The following is a 17,173-nucleotide window of genomic DNA, read 5'->3' as shown; positions in this document are numbered from 1 at the left end:
AGCAAAGAGGGTAGTTGTTACAACCACCCTCTATACAAATATTTCGATATCTCGTATTCAAATTAACCAAACAATGGGGATACTGGTTTATCCTCATAAATTCTTTCAATAGCTTCCGCAAAAACAGGAGCCACTGGCAAAATAGTTAATTTGTCCATCATTTTTTCTTTTGGCTGTTCAATGGTATCCAAGATAACTAACTCTTTAATAACACTGTTTTCCAAGCGTTCAATCGCTGGACCGGACAAAACGCCATGGGTAGCGCAAGCATATACTTCAGTAGCACCACCAACATCAATAATTGCTTTGGCTGCATTGCACAAAGTACCAGCAGTATCAATCATATCGTCAACAATAACAACCTTTTTTCCCTGTACATTACCAATGATGTTCATTACTTCACATACATTTGCTCTCTGACGGCGTTTATCCACAATAGCAAGAGGAGCGTCCACACGGGCTGCAAAGTTGCGAGCACGGGTAACAGAACCTAAATCTGGAGAAACCACCATCAAATCATCTTTACAGGACTCAAATCTTTTTTCAAAATAAGGCGCTAAAATTGGAACGCCCAACAGGTGATCCACAGGAATATCAAAGAAACCTTGAATTTGAGGAGCATGTAAATCCATTGTTAAAATACGGTCAGCACCGGCAGTGGAAATCAAATCAGCTACTAGTTTAGCGGAAATTGGATCACGTGCCTTTGCTTTTCTATCTTGGCGAGCATACCCAAAATACGGAATTACTGCTGTAATTCTACCTGCAGAAGCGCGTTTTAACGCGTCAATCATAATCAACAGCTCCATAATATGGGTGTTAACTGGCTGGCAGGTAGACTGTACCACGAAACAGTCAGAACCCCTAACGGATTCTTTGATTGATACAGAAATCTCTCCATCGCTAAAGGTAGAAACTTCTGCGTCCCCTACTGGAAGGCCAAGTTCTTTGGCAATGTGGGCTGCCACATGCTTGCTGCCATTTCCAGCAAAAATTTTAATATCCTTACCATGTAAACTCATAGAAACATTCTCCTTTGGTTCCCTGTTTATTATTTTCCCCTTGTTATCAAGGGTTTGTTCCAAATAATTGTAAATAAAAACAATACTATCCCCGTAAGCTATGCTTTTTTCTTACGGCCTTTTAGTTTACGTGTTGCAAAACCTTCTTTGATTGTCTGCTGAGCGCGTTCAATCCCCAAAGCACCATCCGGTACATCTTTGGTAATCGTTGACCCTGCGGCTGTATAAGCGCCTTTTCCCACTCTTACCGGAGCTACTAAGTTGGTATTACATCCAATAAACGCATCGTCTTCAATCGTGGTGCGGTGCTTGTTCACGCCATCGTAATTTACTGTTACTACACCACAACCAAAATTGACATTGCTTCCTACATCGCTATCCCCAACATAGGTTAAATGGGCAACAGCGGTTCCCGCGCCAATCGTGGAGTTTTTCACTTCCACAAAATCGCCAATATGGGCTTTGTGATGGATTTCACAGTTTGGACGGATCTGCACAAATGGACCAATGGTAACATCTTCATGGATGATACTATCATAAGCCTGGGTAGCATTTAATACACAACGGTCACCAACAGTGGTATCTTTTACAAGGCTGTTTGGACCAATCACACATTGTGTGCCGATGGTAGTTTTCCCTTTTAAAATGGTTCCCGGTAGGATCTGGGTTTCCATCCCAATGACAACGTCAGGTCCAATGACAACTCCATCCGTACAAACAAATTCCACACCATTTTCCATATGCTGTTCTAAAATCTTTTCCCTGGCAATCGTGTTCAAACGATAGAGCGTTTTGCGGTCATTCGCCCCTAAAATAACATTAGCATCCTCTGCCTGATAGGCACCAGCTTTTTTCCCTTGCTGTAATAATAATTCCACCGCATCGGTCAAATAATATTCCCCTTGGGCGTTATTTGGTTTGATCTCTGTTAAAACCTGTAACAGGTCTGCCGCCTTAAACCAGTATGTACCTGAATTGACTTCCGTGATCTGTTTTTGTTCCTCAGTTGCATCTTTTTGCTCTACAATTCCAGTCACTTGTCCATTGTCCCGGATAATACGTCCATAGCCAAAGGGCTGTTCCAAATTTGCGGAAATCACTGTAACCGCGTTCCCCTGCTGTTGATGGTACTCATGTGCCCGCTGGATGGTTTGTCCATCCATAAACGGGGCGTCCCCACACAATACAACAACATCACCATCCAGGTGCTGTTTCAAAAACGTTTCCGCACATAGCACAGCATGACCTGTGCCTTTCTGTTCCTGTTGAACAGCTGTCTCATATTTGCCATCCAAATACGCTTCTACCTGTTCCCTTCCATGTCCGGTAACGACACAAACATGTGGGATCCCTGCCTGCTCACAGGAAGTTAAAACCCATCCCAACATGGGTTTTAGCAGTACTTCACACAGGACTTTTGGTTTGCTGGATTTCATCCGTTTTCCAGCGCCAGCCGCTAAAATAATCGCGCTGTTTTGTTCCAAAAAGAATCACTCCATATTCTATTTTGTTTTTTCAATCAATATAAACGCAGAGGCAGTTTTTTATTTCATCTGCCTTGTGTTGTAATGGTAAGTTTTTTTAACCGAATTTATCTCAATTTTATTATAACATAGTTTTACAAAAACACAACAATACAGTTCCATGACAAAATACCAAAATTTCTGTATTTTTCACTTTGATTCATGCAAAAAACGCTATTTTTCCACTTAAAATTAATCATTTTATATAAATATTTCAATAAGTGGAAACTGAAGTTTGTCACCTCGGTTAAAATTAAATAAAATGAAAAAATTTTTCTTTATTATGGTAGCAATTCGTCTACCTATCTGGTATAATAAAGGCAGTCAACACTAATTATTTTTAATTATTAGTGTAGTATAATCGGATGATTCTAAGGAAAATGCGGACAAGGAGGATCTTGTTGGCGTTTTTTCCTTGCATAAAATTCGGTTATTCATAAAGCCCGTACCCAATCGCCCTGTGCGGATGGAACTACTGCCAAACAGCGGCAGGCGGGTGCCAAGACTTTTATCTTATTATTTTATGGAGGTAGATCTCAGTGAGCTACAAATTTGTATACCTTTTCTCTGAAGGTAACGGAAACATGCGTGAACTGCTGGGCGGTAAAGGCGCAAACCTGGCTGAAATGACAAATCTGGGCATGCCAGTTCCTCAAGGCTTCACAGTAACTACAGAAGCTTGTACCCAATACTACAAAGATGGCCAGGAAATCAATGATGATATCAAAGCACAGATCTTTGACCACATGAAAAAAATGGAAGAAATCTCCGGTAAAAAATTCGGCGACCCAGAAAACCCACTGTTGGTTTCTGTTCGTTCCGGTGCGAGAGCTTCCATGCCTGGTATGATGGATACTATCCTGAACTTGGGCTTAAATGACGAAGTGGTAGAAGGTTTTGCGAAAAAAACCGGCAACCCTCGTTTTGCTTACGACTCCTACCGTCGTTTCATCCAAATGTACTCCGACGTTGTAATGGAAGTTGGTAAAAAATATTTCGAAGAATTAATCGACGAAATGAAAGAGAAAAAAGGCGTTACTCTGGATACCGAATTAGACGCTGACGACCTGAAAGAATTGGCAAACCAATTTAAAGCAGAATACAAAGCAAAATTGGGTGTTGATTTCCCAACAGACCCAGCTGAACAGCTGATGGGCGCAGTAAAAGCTGTATTCCGTTCTTGGGACAACCCTCGTGCTATCTACTACAGAAGAATGAACGATATCCCTTCCGACTGGGGTACTGCTGTTAACGTTCAGATGATGGTATTTGGTAACATGGGCGATACTTCCGGTACTGGTGTTGCGTTCTCCCGTAACCCATCCACTGGTGAAAAAGGCCTGTATGGTGAATACCTGATGAACGCACAAGGTGAGGACGTTGTTGCTGGTGTTCGTACTCCTCAACCAATTTCTCACCTGAAAGAAACCAACCCTGCTGTATATGAACAGTTCTGCAACATCGTAGATACTCTGGAAAAACACTACAGAGATATGCAGGATATGGAATTCACCATTGAAGAAGGCAAACTCTTCATGCTGCAAACCAGAAATGGTAAACGTACTCCAGCTGCTGCACTGCAGATTGCTTGCGACCTGGTTGACGAAGGCATGAGAACTCCTGAAGAAGCAGTAGCTATGATCGAACCAAGATCTCTGGATGCTCTGCTGCACCCAACATTTGATACCAAAGCTTTAAAAGCTGCTACTCCTGTTGGTAGCGCTCTGCCAGCTTCTCCTGGTGCTGCTTGCGGTAAAGTTGTATTTACAGCTGACGATGCTACAGAATGGACCACACAAAAAGGCGAAAAAGTTATCCTGGTTCGTCTGGAAACATCCCCAGAAGATATCGAAGGTATGAACTACGCTCAGGGTATCCTGACTGTTCGTGGCGGTATGACCTCCCACGCTGCTGTAGTTGCTCGTGGTATGGGTAGATGCTGTGTATCCGGTTGTGGCGATATCAAAATCAACGAAGCAGAAAAAGTATTCACTCTGGGTGGCAAAACATTCCACGAAGGTGACTACATCTCCTTGGATGGTTCTACCGGTAATATCTACGGCGAAGCAATCCCAACTGTAGAAGCTTCCATCTCTGGTAACTTCGATAGAATCATGAAATGGGCTGATGAATTCAGAACCCTGAACATCAGAACAAACGCTGATACTCCTCGTGACGCAAAACAAGCTCGTTCCTTTGGTGCTGAAGGTATTGGTTTGTGCCGTACAGAGCACATGTTCTTCGATTCCGACAGAATCAAAGCAATGAGAGAAATGATCGTTTCCGATACAGTGGAACAAAGAGAAGCTGCTCTGGCTAAATTGCTGCCAATGCAACAGGGTGACTTTGAAGCACTGTACGAAGCAATGGAAGGCTGCCCAGTAACTATCCGTTTCCTGGACCCACCACTGCACGAATTCGTTCCAACTGAAGAAGACGATATTGCTGAACTGGCAAAAGAAATGGGTAAAACAGTTGCTGATATCAAAGCTGTTATCTCTGGCTTACACGAATTTAACCCAATGATGGGTCACCGTGGATGCCGTCTGGCTGTAACTTACCCAGAAATCGCTGCTATGCAGACAAAAGCTGTTATTCAAGCTGCTTTGGCTGTAAACGCAAGACATGCTGACTGGAACATTGTTCCTGAAATCATGATCCCACTGGTAGGCGAAGTAAAAGAATTGGCTTACGTTAAATCCGTAGTTACTAAAACAGCTGATGAAGTAATCGCTGCTGCTGGCGCAGAACTGACCTACAAAGTTGGTACTATGATCGAAATTCCTCGTGCTGCTCTGACAGCTGACGAAATCGCAAAAGAAGCAGAATTCTTCAGCTTCGGTACTAACGACTTAACCCAGATGACATTCGGCTTCAGCCGTGACGACGCTGGTAAATTCTTGGGCGCATACTACGACAAGAAAATCTACGAATCCGATCCATTCGCTAAATTGGATCAGGTTGGCGTAGGCAAACTGGTTAAAATGGCTGCTGAACTGGGTAGAGCTACCCGTCCAGACATTAAACTGGGTATCTGTGGTGAACACGGTGGTGACCCATCTACAATCGAGTTCTGCCATAAAGTTGGCCTGAACTATGTATCCTGTTCTCCATTCCGTGTGCCAATCGCTAGACTGGCTGCTGCACAGGCTGCATTAAACAATAAATAATTTTTCTGGATAAAAGATACAGAGAATAAAAAAACAGGTTGCGAATTCGCAACCTGTTTTTTCACTTTGTAGGAAAATACTTCAAAATATAACTCTTATTCAAATAAACTAGAAAAAACTTTTTTGAAGTAATAAACTATGCTATCCATTAAAATATAATTTAATGATATATCAATAACAAAATTTCGTCAAACTGCCTTAAATGAAAAAAAGAATCTGTTATAAATCATGAAAACCTTTTCATTGCATTGACACTGTATTTTATTTATGCTATATTGCAATTAAACACTAAATCATATATTAATTTTAGATAAAGAAAGGGAAATTTTTATGAAAACAATCAAAGATAAACAAATATTAGTAGGAGCTGATTTTGCTGGTTTTCCATTAAAAGAAGCGGTTGTAGAACATTTAAAGAAAAAAGGATGGACAGTTACCGATATTGGCGTACAATCCGCTGATGAAGAAAGCCCAGAAATGTTCCATCGCATCGGTCTAAAAGTAGGCGCTAAAATCTCTGAAGGCGAATTTGAGCGGGCTTTACTTTTCTGCGGAACTGGAATGGGAATCCATATTGCGGCAAGCAAATGCCCTCATGTCCACGCGGCAGTAGTGGAAAGTGTCCCTGCTGCTCTGCGTTGCATTACCGGCAATAACTGCAACGTTCTTGCAATGGGTGCGTTTTATGTTGCTCCACAAATGGGTATTGAAATTGCAGAAGCATTTCTGAGCCACAATTTAGGAGACGGATATGAATGGTGGCATAATTTTTATGATTTCCATAAACTTGCTTATGATGAGTTGGAAGCTTTTGATTATGAAGAATTTAAGCAAAACGGCTTTGAATTAAAACACTTGGGTGAAGTGGAATTAGCATTGGAAGAAAAACCGGAATAATTTTATTTTTACATCCATAAAAATAGAATAAACTATTTTAATAGTCCTTTTTTATGTAAAAAATTTTTCATAATGGATAAATCAATACAATTTATTTGTGTAATTATTGTTTCTTTTATAGTGATTTTTCAAAAATATTGTAGACAAAATAAAAATTATCATATATACTTAATTTAGTATCATTTTTTTGATTTATCACATAAGAAAGGTGGTTATTGTCATGGTATGTAATAACTGTAAAAATGAAATTTCTGATACTGCATTATATTGTCCTATCTGTGGTACTGCGGTAAAAGCAGCGGAAATACCACAGCCGGCTTCCCAAGAACAGGGATATCAAGAACAAATTCCGTCACAGATTCCTGAACAACAGCAAGTTCAAGCAAATGTACAACAGGAAATCCCACAAGAAAATATTCCTCAATCAGAACAACCAATCCCTAACCAGCAAGGATACCAGCAGATTCCTCCTCAACAAGGCTATCAGCAAGGATATCAGCAGGTTCCTCCCCAACAGGGTTACCAGCAAGGATATCAGCAGGTTCCTCCTCAACAAGGTTACCAGCAAGGACAACAGCAGGTTCCTCCTCAACAGGGCTATCAGCAAGGATATCAACAGGTTCCACCATATGGTTATGGCCAGCCCCAACCAGCAAAACAAAGCAATGTAGTAAGTGCTCTGGCTTACATTCCAATTTTATTCTGGTTGCCACTAGTTGCCGAAAAAGGGAACCAATTGGGACGCCAAACATCAAACCAGGGCTTATTGCTCTTGATCTTTGGCGGTGGAATTAACCTTATTTTAGGTATTATTACTGGTATTCTAAGCAGCGTTCTTTATAATACATGGGATTATAGCCTATACCGCATCCTTCCTATTTTCATCACCATTATCGGACTTTTGAGTTGGGCAGTTAGTATCTTAGTATTGGTATGTATTATTATCGGTATTGTAAAAGCTGCCAAAGGCCAGGTATTCCGAATTCCTTTAATCGGAAAAATTAATATTATTAAATAATCAAATATGATACATAAAAAGAGCTGTACAAACGTTACAGCTCTTTCTTTATGGTCTATTTTAGATAATTTTCTATATCTAAATACAGAGATATCACAATAAACAAAAAAGGATTTTTAAAGATATTGGTCCTTATGGAAACACGATTCGTATGGATAAGTAAGATCTATAACTATTATCCCTTTAACAGCAATTCTACTTTTCAAGTGGTATACTTGCATATACATAATTTGTTGATCTATTCACAATAAACGATCTGCTAGAAAACGATCATAAATCTGTACTTTCTCATAACGCTACACGCTTTTATTTCTTTATTGTATTACGCTGTTAATATACATAAATAAAATGATACTATTCATTTCAACAGCCGATAGTTTTTTTATTTTAAGCCAAATTACTTAAAAAGGAATTCGTATGTAAATTGAAGTAACATATTACCCTTTGTAAAGCTATAATAAAAATATCCTTTTTGTTCAATGACAGAAGCTTTCATTGAACAGAAAGGATATTTTTAATTATCAATTGTTGTGATTTTCTGGAAAACGTTGAGATAAATCCATCAAACTTTTTTATCGTTTTCTTTCTAAAATAGTTCTGGATTTACCTGGACGATTTCATTTCCCCATAGGAGATATCAATTGCTAAGGAAGCAATAGCGTTTAAATCCATCCCCGCAAGATGCCCCGCCTGGTATTCGTGGTAAGCCTGAGCCCCTACCATGGCAGCGTTATCCCCACATAAGGACAATGGTGGGATAAACAGCCGATAGCCCCTCTGCCTGCACTCCTGTTCAAATCTCGCCCGGATACCGGAATTTGCGGATACGCCCCCCGCTATTACAATATCGGTATAACCAAATTCTTTAGCAGCTTTCATCGTTTTATCCGCTAAAATATCACAAACGGTTTGCTGGAATGCCGCTGCCATATCATTTTTTTGGATGGTTTCCCCTTTTTGGTTAGCATTGTGGATGGTATTGATCACCGCTGTTTTCAAACCGGAAAAGCTGAAATCATAAGGAGAACCTTCCACTTTTGGCTTTGGCAAATGATAGGTAGATGGATTTCCCTGTTGCGCTGCCTTATCCATAAAGACTCCCCCAGGATAAGGGAATCCTAAAGAACGGGCTGCTTTGTCATAAGCTTCTCCTGCCGCATCATCCCTTGTTCTACCAATAATATGAAAATCCGTATAATCTTTGACTTCAATCAAATGGGTATGCCCACCGGATACCACCAAACACAAAAAAGGTGGCTTTAAATCGGGATGGGCTAAGTAATTGGCCGCAATATGGGAGCGAAGATGATGGGTTGGGATTAACGGCTTGTTTGCAGCCAAAGCCAACCCCTTTGCGTAGTTTACACCTACTAACAAAGCACCAATTAACCCAGGTGCATAGGTAACTGCAATTCCATCTACCTGGTGAATCGTCATATCCGCCTGTTCCAGTGTCTGCTCTACTACTGCGCAGATGTTTTCACAATGCCTTCTAGAAGCGATTTCTGGAACAACCCCGCCATACAAACGATGTTCTTCTATTTGGGTGGATACTACAGAGGAAATTACCTTTTTTCCATCCTCCACAACAGCTGCCGCTGTTTCATCGCACGAACTTTCAATTGCTAAAATTCTCATATTGTCCTCCGTTCCTTTGGTGCTGTCAGAAATTTTGTCATTAGCAGTGCATTTTCTTGGGGATTTTCATAAAAATTTTTTCGTTCCCCAACAAGCTGATAGCCATGTTTTTGGTAACAGCGAATTGCCGGAAGATTGGATTTCCGCACTTCCAGTGTAATCAATTCCCCTTCCTGGGAAATAATTTCCTGTTCCAGCCCTTGTAATAGCTGGCTAGCTATCCCCTGGTTCCGATATGGGGCAGATACTGCTACATTGTTGATGAAACATTCTCCAAACAAATAGCGGACATTGACAAACCCCATGACTGCTTTATCAGAAGATTCTGCCACCAAAGTAATTGCCTGAGGATTTTTCAATTCTTCCTCAAATGCTTTTAAGCTCCATGGATCAGAAAAACATTCCACCTCAATCTGGTGCACCTGCTGAACATGCCGCTGCTCCATTGGCACAATCATAGCTGTTCTCCATCAAAATAAGAAATCATATAATCGCGGCAATATCGGTAAGCGTCTATATCCTGTCCGAATGGATCAGAAACACCAATTACTTTGATTTTATCTTCTATATTTGGTAAAGCATTAATTAAAAAATCCCGATGGCTTGTGGTCATTACATAAATTTTTTCCGCATCCTCCAATTGTTGCGCCTTGACATTTTGTGCTTGATGCTCGGAAATATCAATTCCAATTTCCTTCATAGCAAGGATGGCATTTTGTGCTGCTGGTTCCCCTTTTTCGGCGCTCAGCCCTCCACTTTCTGCACGGTATTCCTCCTGTTTTCCCAAATCCTCAATATGGCGTTGTAAAATAGCAGCCCCCATTGGGCTCCGGCAGGTATTTCCTGTACATACTACAATCAATTCTTTCATTCTTGGTTCTCCTTCTGTTTAATCTTTCGCATCATACCAGGTTTTTCCCTCCGCTACATCCACTTTCATTGGTACGGAAAGGGATACTGCCTGTTCCATCTGCTGTTTTAAGATTTCTTTCGCCCGTGGAGCATCCTGAATACTGGATTCAATCAACAACTCATCGTGTACCTGTAAAATCAGCCGGGCGTCTAGTTTTTCCTGTTTTAAGCTCTCATAAACACGTACCATTGCAATTTTAATAATATCAGCGGCCGTGCCCTGAATTGGTGTATTCAATGCGACACGTTCCCCAAAAGCGCGGATATTTTTATTAGAAGATTGAATCTCTGGCAACTCCCGGACACGTCCAAACATAGTAGTTACGTTCCCTGTTTTTGCGGATTGCTCCACAATCTGTTCCATATATTGTTTTACCCCTGGATAGGTATTTAAATAACTGTTGATATACTCTCTGGCTTCTGCCACTGAAACATGGATATCCTGAGACAAAGAAAATGCCCCAATCCCATAAACAATGCCAAAGTTAATTGCTTTAGCACGGCGGCGCATTTCTGATGTTACCATTTCAGGTGGCAAGTGGAATACCTGGGCCGCTGTCATAGTATGGATATCCGCATTGTGGAGGAATCCTTCAATCATCTTCTGGTCATTGGCAATATGGGCAAGCACGCGCAATTCAATCTGAGAGTAGTCCGCATCCAACAACACATAGCCTTCTTTGGCTGTAAAAAAACGCCTCATTTCCCGTCCCAGTTCGGTGCGGATTGGAATATTCTGCATGTTTGGTTCGGTAGAACTGATTCTGCCTGTCCTGGTTTCAGTCTGTTTGAACACCGAGTGGACCCGGTGGTCCGCTCCTGTTACCTTCAACAAACCAGCCACATAGGTGGAATTCAGCTTGGTGAGTTTACGGTATTCCAACACTGCATTGGCGATGGGATGGTAAGCCGACAGCTTTTCCAAAACATCTACATTGGTGGAATATCCTGTTTTGGTTTTTTTTCCAGTAGGCAGCTGCAATTTATCAAATAAAATGCGCCCCAATTCCTTCGGGGAATTAATGTTGAATTCTTCCCCAGCCATATCGTGGATCTCTGCTGTTAACTGGTCAATTTCTAGTTGCAGCATTTCTCCAAACTGGCGTACCCCTTGTACATCTACCTGGAACCCTTCAATTTCCATGCTTGCTAGCACTCGGCTCAAAGGCAACTCAATTTCTGCCAGTAGCTTTGCCATCCCCTTTTGCTCTAGCAATTCCTTCATGGTGTCGCACAACAATGGGAAAGCCGCTATTTCTTGATATTGTTCCTCTACGGAAATAGCCTTGGTCAAATATTTTTCCATTAGAATTGGTAAGTCGTAGCTTTTGGCAAGGGCGTCCAATAAATAGGCTGCCAAATCAGTAGAAAAAACAATGTTTTCCAATTCTTCCCCTATGGATGAAGCCACATGATAAATGGTTTTGACATCATGGGTACGTTTCGGCAAGGAGGATTGCAACACCAATTCGCTGAAGGCCTGTTCTGCCCCAAAAGTATATTCTAAAATCTTATCATTCACCGCGATCAACAATCTTGCCTGTCCATATAAAAAATCAATTTGTCCTGCCTTCTGAAGCAGTTCCTTTGCCGATTCCAAAGAAAGGTTTTGCAAAATTTCATATTGGATAGCCTGCTCGGTTGCTGCTGGTGTTTCAGTCCTTTGCTCCCCACTCAGGCCATATTTTTCAATGAATTTTTTTAGCTCCAACTCGGATAAAATCCGATATAACTCCTCTTTGTTCTGAGGCTGTACTAAATAAGCATTCAAATCTTCATCAATGGGGGCATTATCCACAATCTTGCCCAGTTCCCGGCTCATTTCCGCCATCTGACGGGCAGTATCCCCACCAAGAAGATTTTTTACCCGGGTGGTAGCATCCAATTCTGGAATATGCTCAAAAATACTATCAATCGTATGGTATTTGGAGATTAAACTAAGGGCAGTCTTTTCCCCAATCCCTTTCACCCCTGGAATATTGTCCGAACTGTCCCCCATCAAGGCTTTTACTTCTACTAATTCCGCTGGGGTCACCCCGTATTGTTCCTTTACTTTTTCCGCATCGTAAAAAATAGCTTCCTTATTGGTTGCCAGACGGACAATAACCCCATCCCCTGCCAACTGCAAATTGTCCCTATCTCCAGAGGAAATCACACAATCCACCTTTTGCTCCCTGCATAGGCGGGCAAACGTCCCCATGATGTCATCCGCCTCAAAACCAGGGCATTCCAACACATGGTATCCCAAAGCGTCCATTAATTGTTTTGCGATTGGAAGCTGTACCGCCAAATCTTCCGGCATGCCATGGCGGTTTGCCTTATAGCCGTCAAACTGCTGATGACGAAATGTAGGCTCACTGCGGTCAAATGCCACCGCTACCATATCCGGCTGGGTTTCTGCCATCATTTTATCCAACATATTTAAAAATCCAAAAATAGCATTGGTTGGCATCCCTTTTGAATTAGATAACCCACGTACCCCATAAAAGGATCGGTTTAAAATACTATTTCCGTCAATTGCCAGCAGTTTCATAGTTCCTCCTATATTGTAACCAGTTCTTTGGTTTTATTTTTTCCATAGTTGACTAATTATAATTTTACCTTTAAAATAAACAATAGTCAACCAAAGGGAGTTTATTTCATGAAAACAATTAAAATCGGCAATGTTTCAATTGAACAAACAGCAGCTTTGGCGCCTATGGCGTCGGTAGCAGATCGTGCTTACCGTACCATTTGTAAAGAATACAACGCCGCCTATGTGGTTGGGGAGATGGTCAGCTCCAAAGGGATGTACTATAGCGACCGGAAAACAGCCCAACTGCTTACGGTAACCGATATCGAGCGCCCTATGGCAGTACAGCTATTTGGAGATAATCCTGACTTTATGGCACAAGCTGCGGAAAAGGCATTGGATTACCAACCAGAAATCATTGATATTAATATGGGATGCCCTGTCCCGAAAGTAGCGGGAAACGGAAGTGGCAGTGCCCTGATGAAAAATCCGGAACTGGCAGCGGAAATTGTAACAGCTGTAGTACAAGCCTCTACTGTGCCGGTAACAGTAAAATTTCGTAAAGGCTGGGATGATAATTCAATCAACGCAGTGGAATTTGCCAAAAGGATGGAAGATGCAGGGGCATCCGCAGTAACAATCCATGGCAGGACAAGGATGCAGATGTATTCCGGAAAAGCAGATTGGGATATCATTCGTCAGGTGAAGCAAGCAGTTTCGATTCCTGTGATTGGAAATGGTGATATTACCAGCCCGGAACTGGCAAAACAAATGTATGAGGAAACTGGGGTAGATTTAGTGATGATTGCTCGGGGGAGCTATGGACGTCCCTGGCTATTCCGTCAAATTAAAGAATTCCTGGAAACAGGCAGCTATTCCCCCGAACCTTCTTTAGAAGAAAAAATGAAAATTATGATGAACCATGTCAGGATGATCTGTGAGTATAAAGGGGAATACATTGGCATGAAAGAGGCCAGAAAACACGCTGCTTGGTACTTAAAAGGGATTCATGGGGCAGCGCAGTTTCGAAATCGATGTGGAATGTTAAATTCTATCCAAGATTTAGAGTTATTATGTGAGGAAGTCTTAACCCTTGTATAGTATTCCTTTTCTTACTATTTGTTTTTATGCATCAAATATTACTTATTGTATGCTATAAAACAATGCTATTTTGCACTATTGATAAAATAAAACGGATTGTTACGAAATAATGCCTCATCATTCAATTATTTGTTGTAAAAAAAGCACATAACTTAACGTTTAAACTTGTATTGTTTGGATAGTTTGGGTTCTTGCAATTTGCTACAAAATCATATAAAATAATTGGTATAGGTAACAATATCTTTGTAATACCTGTTGACAAATAAAATCTTATAAGAAAAATAGAACGGGGTGGAACTGATGACTCAAAACTACAATTTTAGTTTTTGCCGTAAATATTTGGTTTGCACACCATCAGTGTACCTTTTCGTAAACTGGACTAAATAAAAAGGAAGCTGCGGCAGACACTGCCGCGGCTTTTTATGCTTTTCAGTCAAATCGTAGAAAAATATTTTCTGCATCAGGATAGATTTTTTATAATTAGAAAGGATGTTTTTTTATGGCAGAATGTAAAAAAGTTGCGGTGATTATGGGAAGTGACAGTGATCTTCCTGTTGTACAAAAGGCAATTGACAAATTAAAATCCTTTGGTATACCAACCGAAGTACATGTAATGAGTGCCCATAGAACCCCTACCCAGGCTGCTGAATTTTCCGCCAACGCAAAGAAAAACGGATTTGGCGTGATTATTTCCGCTGCTGGAAAGGCTGCACACCTAGGCGGTGTATTGGCTGCACATACCACCCTGCCAGTTATCGGCTTACCAATTAAGTCCTCTACTTTGGACGGTTTGGACGCTTTATTGGCTACCGTACAAATGCCAAGTGGTATCCCAGTTGCAACCGTTGCGATTGATGGCGCTGAAAACGCTGCTATTTTAGCGGTTCAAATGTTGGCGCTGGAAAATAAAGAGTTAGCAGACAAATTGGAAGCCATGAAAGCGGATATGGAAGCAAAAGTAATCGAAAAAGATAAAAAGTTGCAACAAACTTTAAATCAATAAAATATTTTTTGGAGGTAAATCACCATGAAAAAACTGGAACAATTGTATGAAGGAAAAGCAAAAAAGGTATTTAAAACAGAAGATCCGGAAAAATATATTGTAGATTACAAGGATGATGCTACTGCATTTAACGGAGAGAAAAAAGGCACTATTGCCGGAAAAGGCGTGATCAATAACCGTTTGACCAACCACTTTATGAAAATGCTGGAAGAAAACGGTGTGCCAACCCATTTAGTAGAAGAAATCTCCGACCGTGAAACCATCGTTAAAAAAGTTTCCATCATCCCATTGGAAGTAATCATCCGCAACATTGCCGCTGGTTCTTTCTCCAAACGCTTCGGGGTAGAAGAAGGCACCGCTTTAAAACAGCCATCTTTGGAATTCAGCTATAAAGACGATGACCTGGGCGACCCACTGATTAACACTTACCATGTACTTTCCCTTGGTATCGCTACCCAGGAAGAAATTGATACCATTGAAAAAATGGCTTTCAAAGTAAATGACCTGTTAAAAGCATATCTGTTAAAATTTGATGTTGAACTGGTTGACTTTAAACTGGAATTTGGTAAAACAAGTGATGGCACGATTGTACTGGCAGATGAAATCTCCCCTGACACCTGCCGTTTCTGGGATGTACACACCCACGAAAAACTGGACAAAGACCGTTTCCGCCGCGATATGGGTGGCGAGGAACACGCTTACCAGGAAATGTTGCGCCGTATCATTGGTGAATAATACAAATCCTAATCGGAGGGGATAGCAAAATCCAACCGCTACCGATTCACCTAGCAAATATGGATATTCTCTCTGGTTTCATCATCAATCATGCCCAAACAATTGGGCGAAAAATGAGGGGGTATCTCATGTTCAATCAAATCAAGGAAGAATGTGGCGTTTTTGGCATTTTCAGCCCAAACGCAGTAGATGTAGTCAATTCCTGTTACTACGGTTTGTATGCGCTCCAACATAGGGGGCAGGAAAGCTGTGGTATCGCGTTAAATGACCGTGGCGTCATCCGGCACTACCGGGACCTTGGACTAGTTCCAGACACACTGACCGCAGAACGTCTAGAAAAACTAGGGAAAGGTCATATGGCAGTAGGGCATGTACGCTATTCTACCACAGGCAACCTGAACCGCAGTAACGCCCAACCGTTAGTAATCAAACACGTAAAAGGGCCAATGGCTCTAGTCCATAATGGCAACGTCACAAACGCCTATGAACTACGCCGGGAGTTTGAACTGAAAGGGGCTATCTTCCACGGGACCAGCGACACCGAAGCAATTGCCTATTTGATTACCCTCAACCGTTTGGAAACAGGTTCTATTGAACAGGCAATTGAAAAATCAATGGAACGTTTACAAGGGGCTTATTCCATTTTAGTAATGTCAGCGCAAAAATTGATCGCTGCCAGGGATCCTCATGGATTCCGCCCGCTTTGTATGGGAAAAACCTCAGACGGCTCCATTGTATTTGCCTCTGAAAGCTGTGCCTTGGATAGCATTGGGGCGCAGTTTGTCCGGGATATTGAACCTGGGGAAATTGTAGTGGTAGGGAAAGATGGCTCCCTCCGCTCTATCAAAACTCACTGTGGTAACAAAAGCAGCATGTGCGTATTTGAGTTTGTCTACTTTGCCCGCCCTGACTCTGTCATCGAAGGGGCATGCGTCCATGAAGCAAGATTACGCGCGGGGGCGTTCCTTGCCCAAGAATATCCAGTCGATGCCGATGTTGTGATTGGGGTTCCAAACTCCGGTTTGGATGCCGCTTTGGGATATTCTAGGGAATCCGGTATCCCCTATGGAGTTGGTTTTGTAAAAAACAGCTATATTGGCAGAAGTTTTATTCAGCCAACCCAGGGACAGCGTGAAAATGCTGTAAAAATCAAACTAAATCCGATCAAATCTACGGTAGCAGGAAAACGGGTAGTTATGGTGGACGATTCCATTGTGCGGGGTACTACCAGTGGAAGGATTGTAAAACTCCTCCGAGAAGCAGGCGCAAAGGAAGTCCACATGAGGGTTTCTTCTCCCCCATTTGTCAGCCCATGCTATTTTGGGACGGATATTGACAGTAAGGAAAACTTAATTGCCTGTCAGATGGACTTGGAAGGAATCCGCCGGCATATTGGGGTGGACAGCCTTGGCTACTTGAGTGTGGAAAATGTAAAGAAAATCGCGAAAAACGCCCACTGCAATTTCTGTACTGGCTGTTTTACTGGGAAATACCCTGTAACCCCTCCAAAAGAAACCCCAAAAGATAAATTTGAAATGCCTTTGTTAGACCAAAAGAAAAAATAATCCTTGCTGGATTAAGATTGTACTTTGTGTTAGAACCCAACAGGCCACTAGTTCCAATAGTGGTCTGTCAAGTTCGT

The 17,173-nt window shown here is 41.6% G+C and carries 13 protein-coding genes; 7 read left to right on the top strand and 6 right to left on the bottom strand.

What is annotated here, in order from left to right:
- Positions 1–62: 62 nt before the first annotated feature.
- Entirely contained in the window at positions 63–1,022 is a 960-nt protein-coding gene (locus BQ2683_RS01650; RefSeq protein WP_069986992.1) for a ribose-phosphate diphosphokinase, read from the bottom strand.
- A gap of 98 nt (positions 1,023–1,120) precedes the next feature.
- Positions 1,121–2,506 (bottom strand): bifunctional UDP-N-acetylglucosamine diphosphorylase/glucosamine-1-phosphate N-acetyltransferase GlmU, encoded by a 1,386-nt coding sequence (glmU, locus tag BQ2683_RS01645; RefSeq protein ID WP_076939104.1) that lies wholly within the window; start codon positions 2,504–2,506, stop codon positions 1,121–1,123.
- A 578-nt stretch (positions 2,507–3,084) separates the two neighbouring features.
- Here glmU and ppdK point away from each other — a divergent pair.
- From ppdK to BQ2683_RS01630, 3 genes are all read left to right on the top strand, one after another.
- The gene (ppdK, locus tag BQ2683_RS01640; protein WP_069986991.1) at positions 3,085–5,715 is read left to right on the top strand and encodes a pyruvate, phosphate dikinase; all 2,631 of its coding nucleotides are present in this window, start codon (positions 3,085–3,087) and stop codon (positions 5,713–5,715) included.
- Positions 5,716–6,045: 330 nt separating this feature from the next.
- On the top strand, positions 6,046–6,612 hold the full coding sequence (locus BQ2683_RS01635) for an RpiB/LacA/LacB family sugar-phosphate isomerase (RefSeq protein WP_069986988.1): 567 nt from the start codon (positions 6,046–6,048) through the stop codon (positions 6,610–6,612).
- A gap of 220 nt (positions 6,613–6,832) precedes the next feature.
- Positions 6,833–7,630 (top strand): magnetosome magnetite crystal formation protein family, encoded by a 798-nt coding sequence (locus BQ2683_RS01630; protein ID WP_069986987.1) that lies wholly within the window; start codon positions 6,833–6,835, stop codon positions 7,628–7,630.
- 603 nt (positions 7,631–8,233) lie between these two features.
- Here BQ2683_RS01630 and tsaD read toward each other — a convergent pair.
- The 4 genes from tsaD to polA are packed head-to-tail and all read right to left on the bottom strand — an operon-like array spanning position 8,234 to position 12,713.
- Positions 8,234–9,268: a tRNA (adenosine(37)-N6)-threonylcarbamoyltransferase complex transferase subunit TsaD gene (gene tsaD / locus BQ2683_RS01625; protein ID WP_069986985.1), complete on the bottom strand. Its 1,035-nt coding sequence runs from the start codon at positions 9,266–9,268 to the stop codon at positions 8,234–8,236.
- A complete protein-coding gene (rimI, locus tag BQ2683_RS01620) occupies positions 9,265–9,726 on the bottom strand; it encodes a ribosomal protein S18-alanine N-acetyltransferase (protein ID WP_069986984.1) in 462 nt (153 codons plus the stop codon). Before rimI ends, tsaD begins: the two co-directional genes overlap by 4 nt.
- Complete coding sequence (locus tag BQ2683_RS01615; protein WP_069986983.1) at positions 9,723–10,139, bottom strand: arsenate reductase/protein-tyrosine-phosphatase family protein; 417 nt, start codon at positions 10,137–10,139, stop codon at positions 9,723–9,725. The genes rimI and BQ2683_RS01615 overlap by 4 nt, the downstream gene beginning before the upstream one ends.
- Before the next feature lie 18 nt (positions 10,140–10,157).
- Positions 10,158–12,713, bottom strand: a complete 2,556-nt coding sequence (gene polA, locus BQ2683_RS01610) for a DNA polymerase I (protein ID WP_069986982.1) — start codon at positions 12,711–12,713, stop codon at positions 10,158–10,160.
- 108 nt (positions 12,714–12,821) lie between these two features.
- On the opposite strand from polA, the gene dusB reads away from it, so the two are divergent.
- The 4 genes from dusB (at position 12,822) to purF (ending at position 17,096) form a co-directional block, all read left to right on the top strand.
- Entirely contained in the window at positions 12,822–13,793 is a 972-nt protein-coding gene (dusB, locus tag BQ2683_RS01605) for a tRNA dihydrouridine synthase DusB (RefSeq protein ID WP_069986981.1), read from the top strand.
- Positions 13,794–14,292: 499 nt separating this feature from the next.
- A complete protein-coding gene (gene purE / locus BQ2683_RS01600; protein ID WP_069986980.1) occupies positions 14,293–14,796 on the top strand; it encodes a 5-(carboxyamino)imidazole ribonucleotide mutase in 504 nt (167 codons plus the stop codon).
- A 24-nt stretch (positions 14,797–14,820) separates the two neighbouring features.
- Positions 14,821–15,531, top strand: coding sequence for a phosphoribosylaminoimidazolesuccinocarboxamide synthase (purC, locus tag BQ2683_RS01595; RefSeq protein WP_069986979.1), 711 nt, complete (start codon positions 14,821–14,823; stop codon positions 15,529–15,531).
- 128 nt (positions 15,532–15,659) lie between these two features.
- The gene (gene purF / locus BQ2683_RS01590) at positions 15,660–17,096 is read left to right on the top strand and encodes an amidophosphoribosyltransferase (protein WP_069986978.1); all 1,437 of its coding nucleotides are present in this window, start codon (positions 15,660–15,662) and stop codon (positions 17,094–17,096) included.
- Positions 17,097–17,173 lie beyond the last annotated feature (77 nt).

This window comes from Massilioclostridium coli (assembly GCF_900095865.1).
Classification (GTDB): Bacteria; Bacillota; Clostridia; order Oscillospirales; family Ruminococcaceae; genus Massilioclostridium; species Massilioclostridium facile.
Note: the sequence above shows the minus strand (reverse complement) of the source record. Positions and strands in the feature narration are given on the sequence as shown.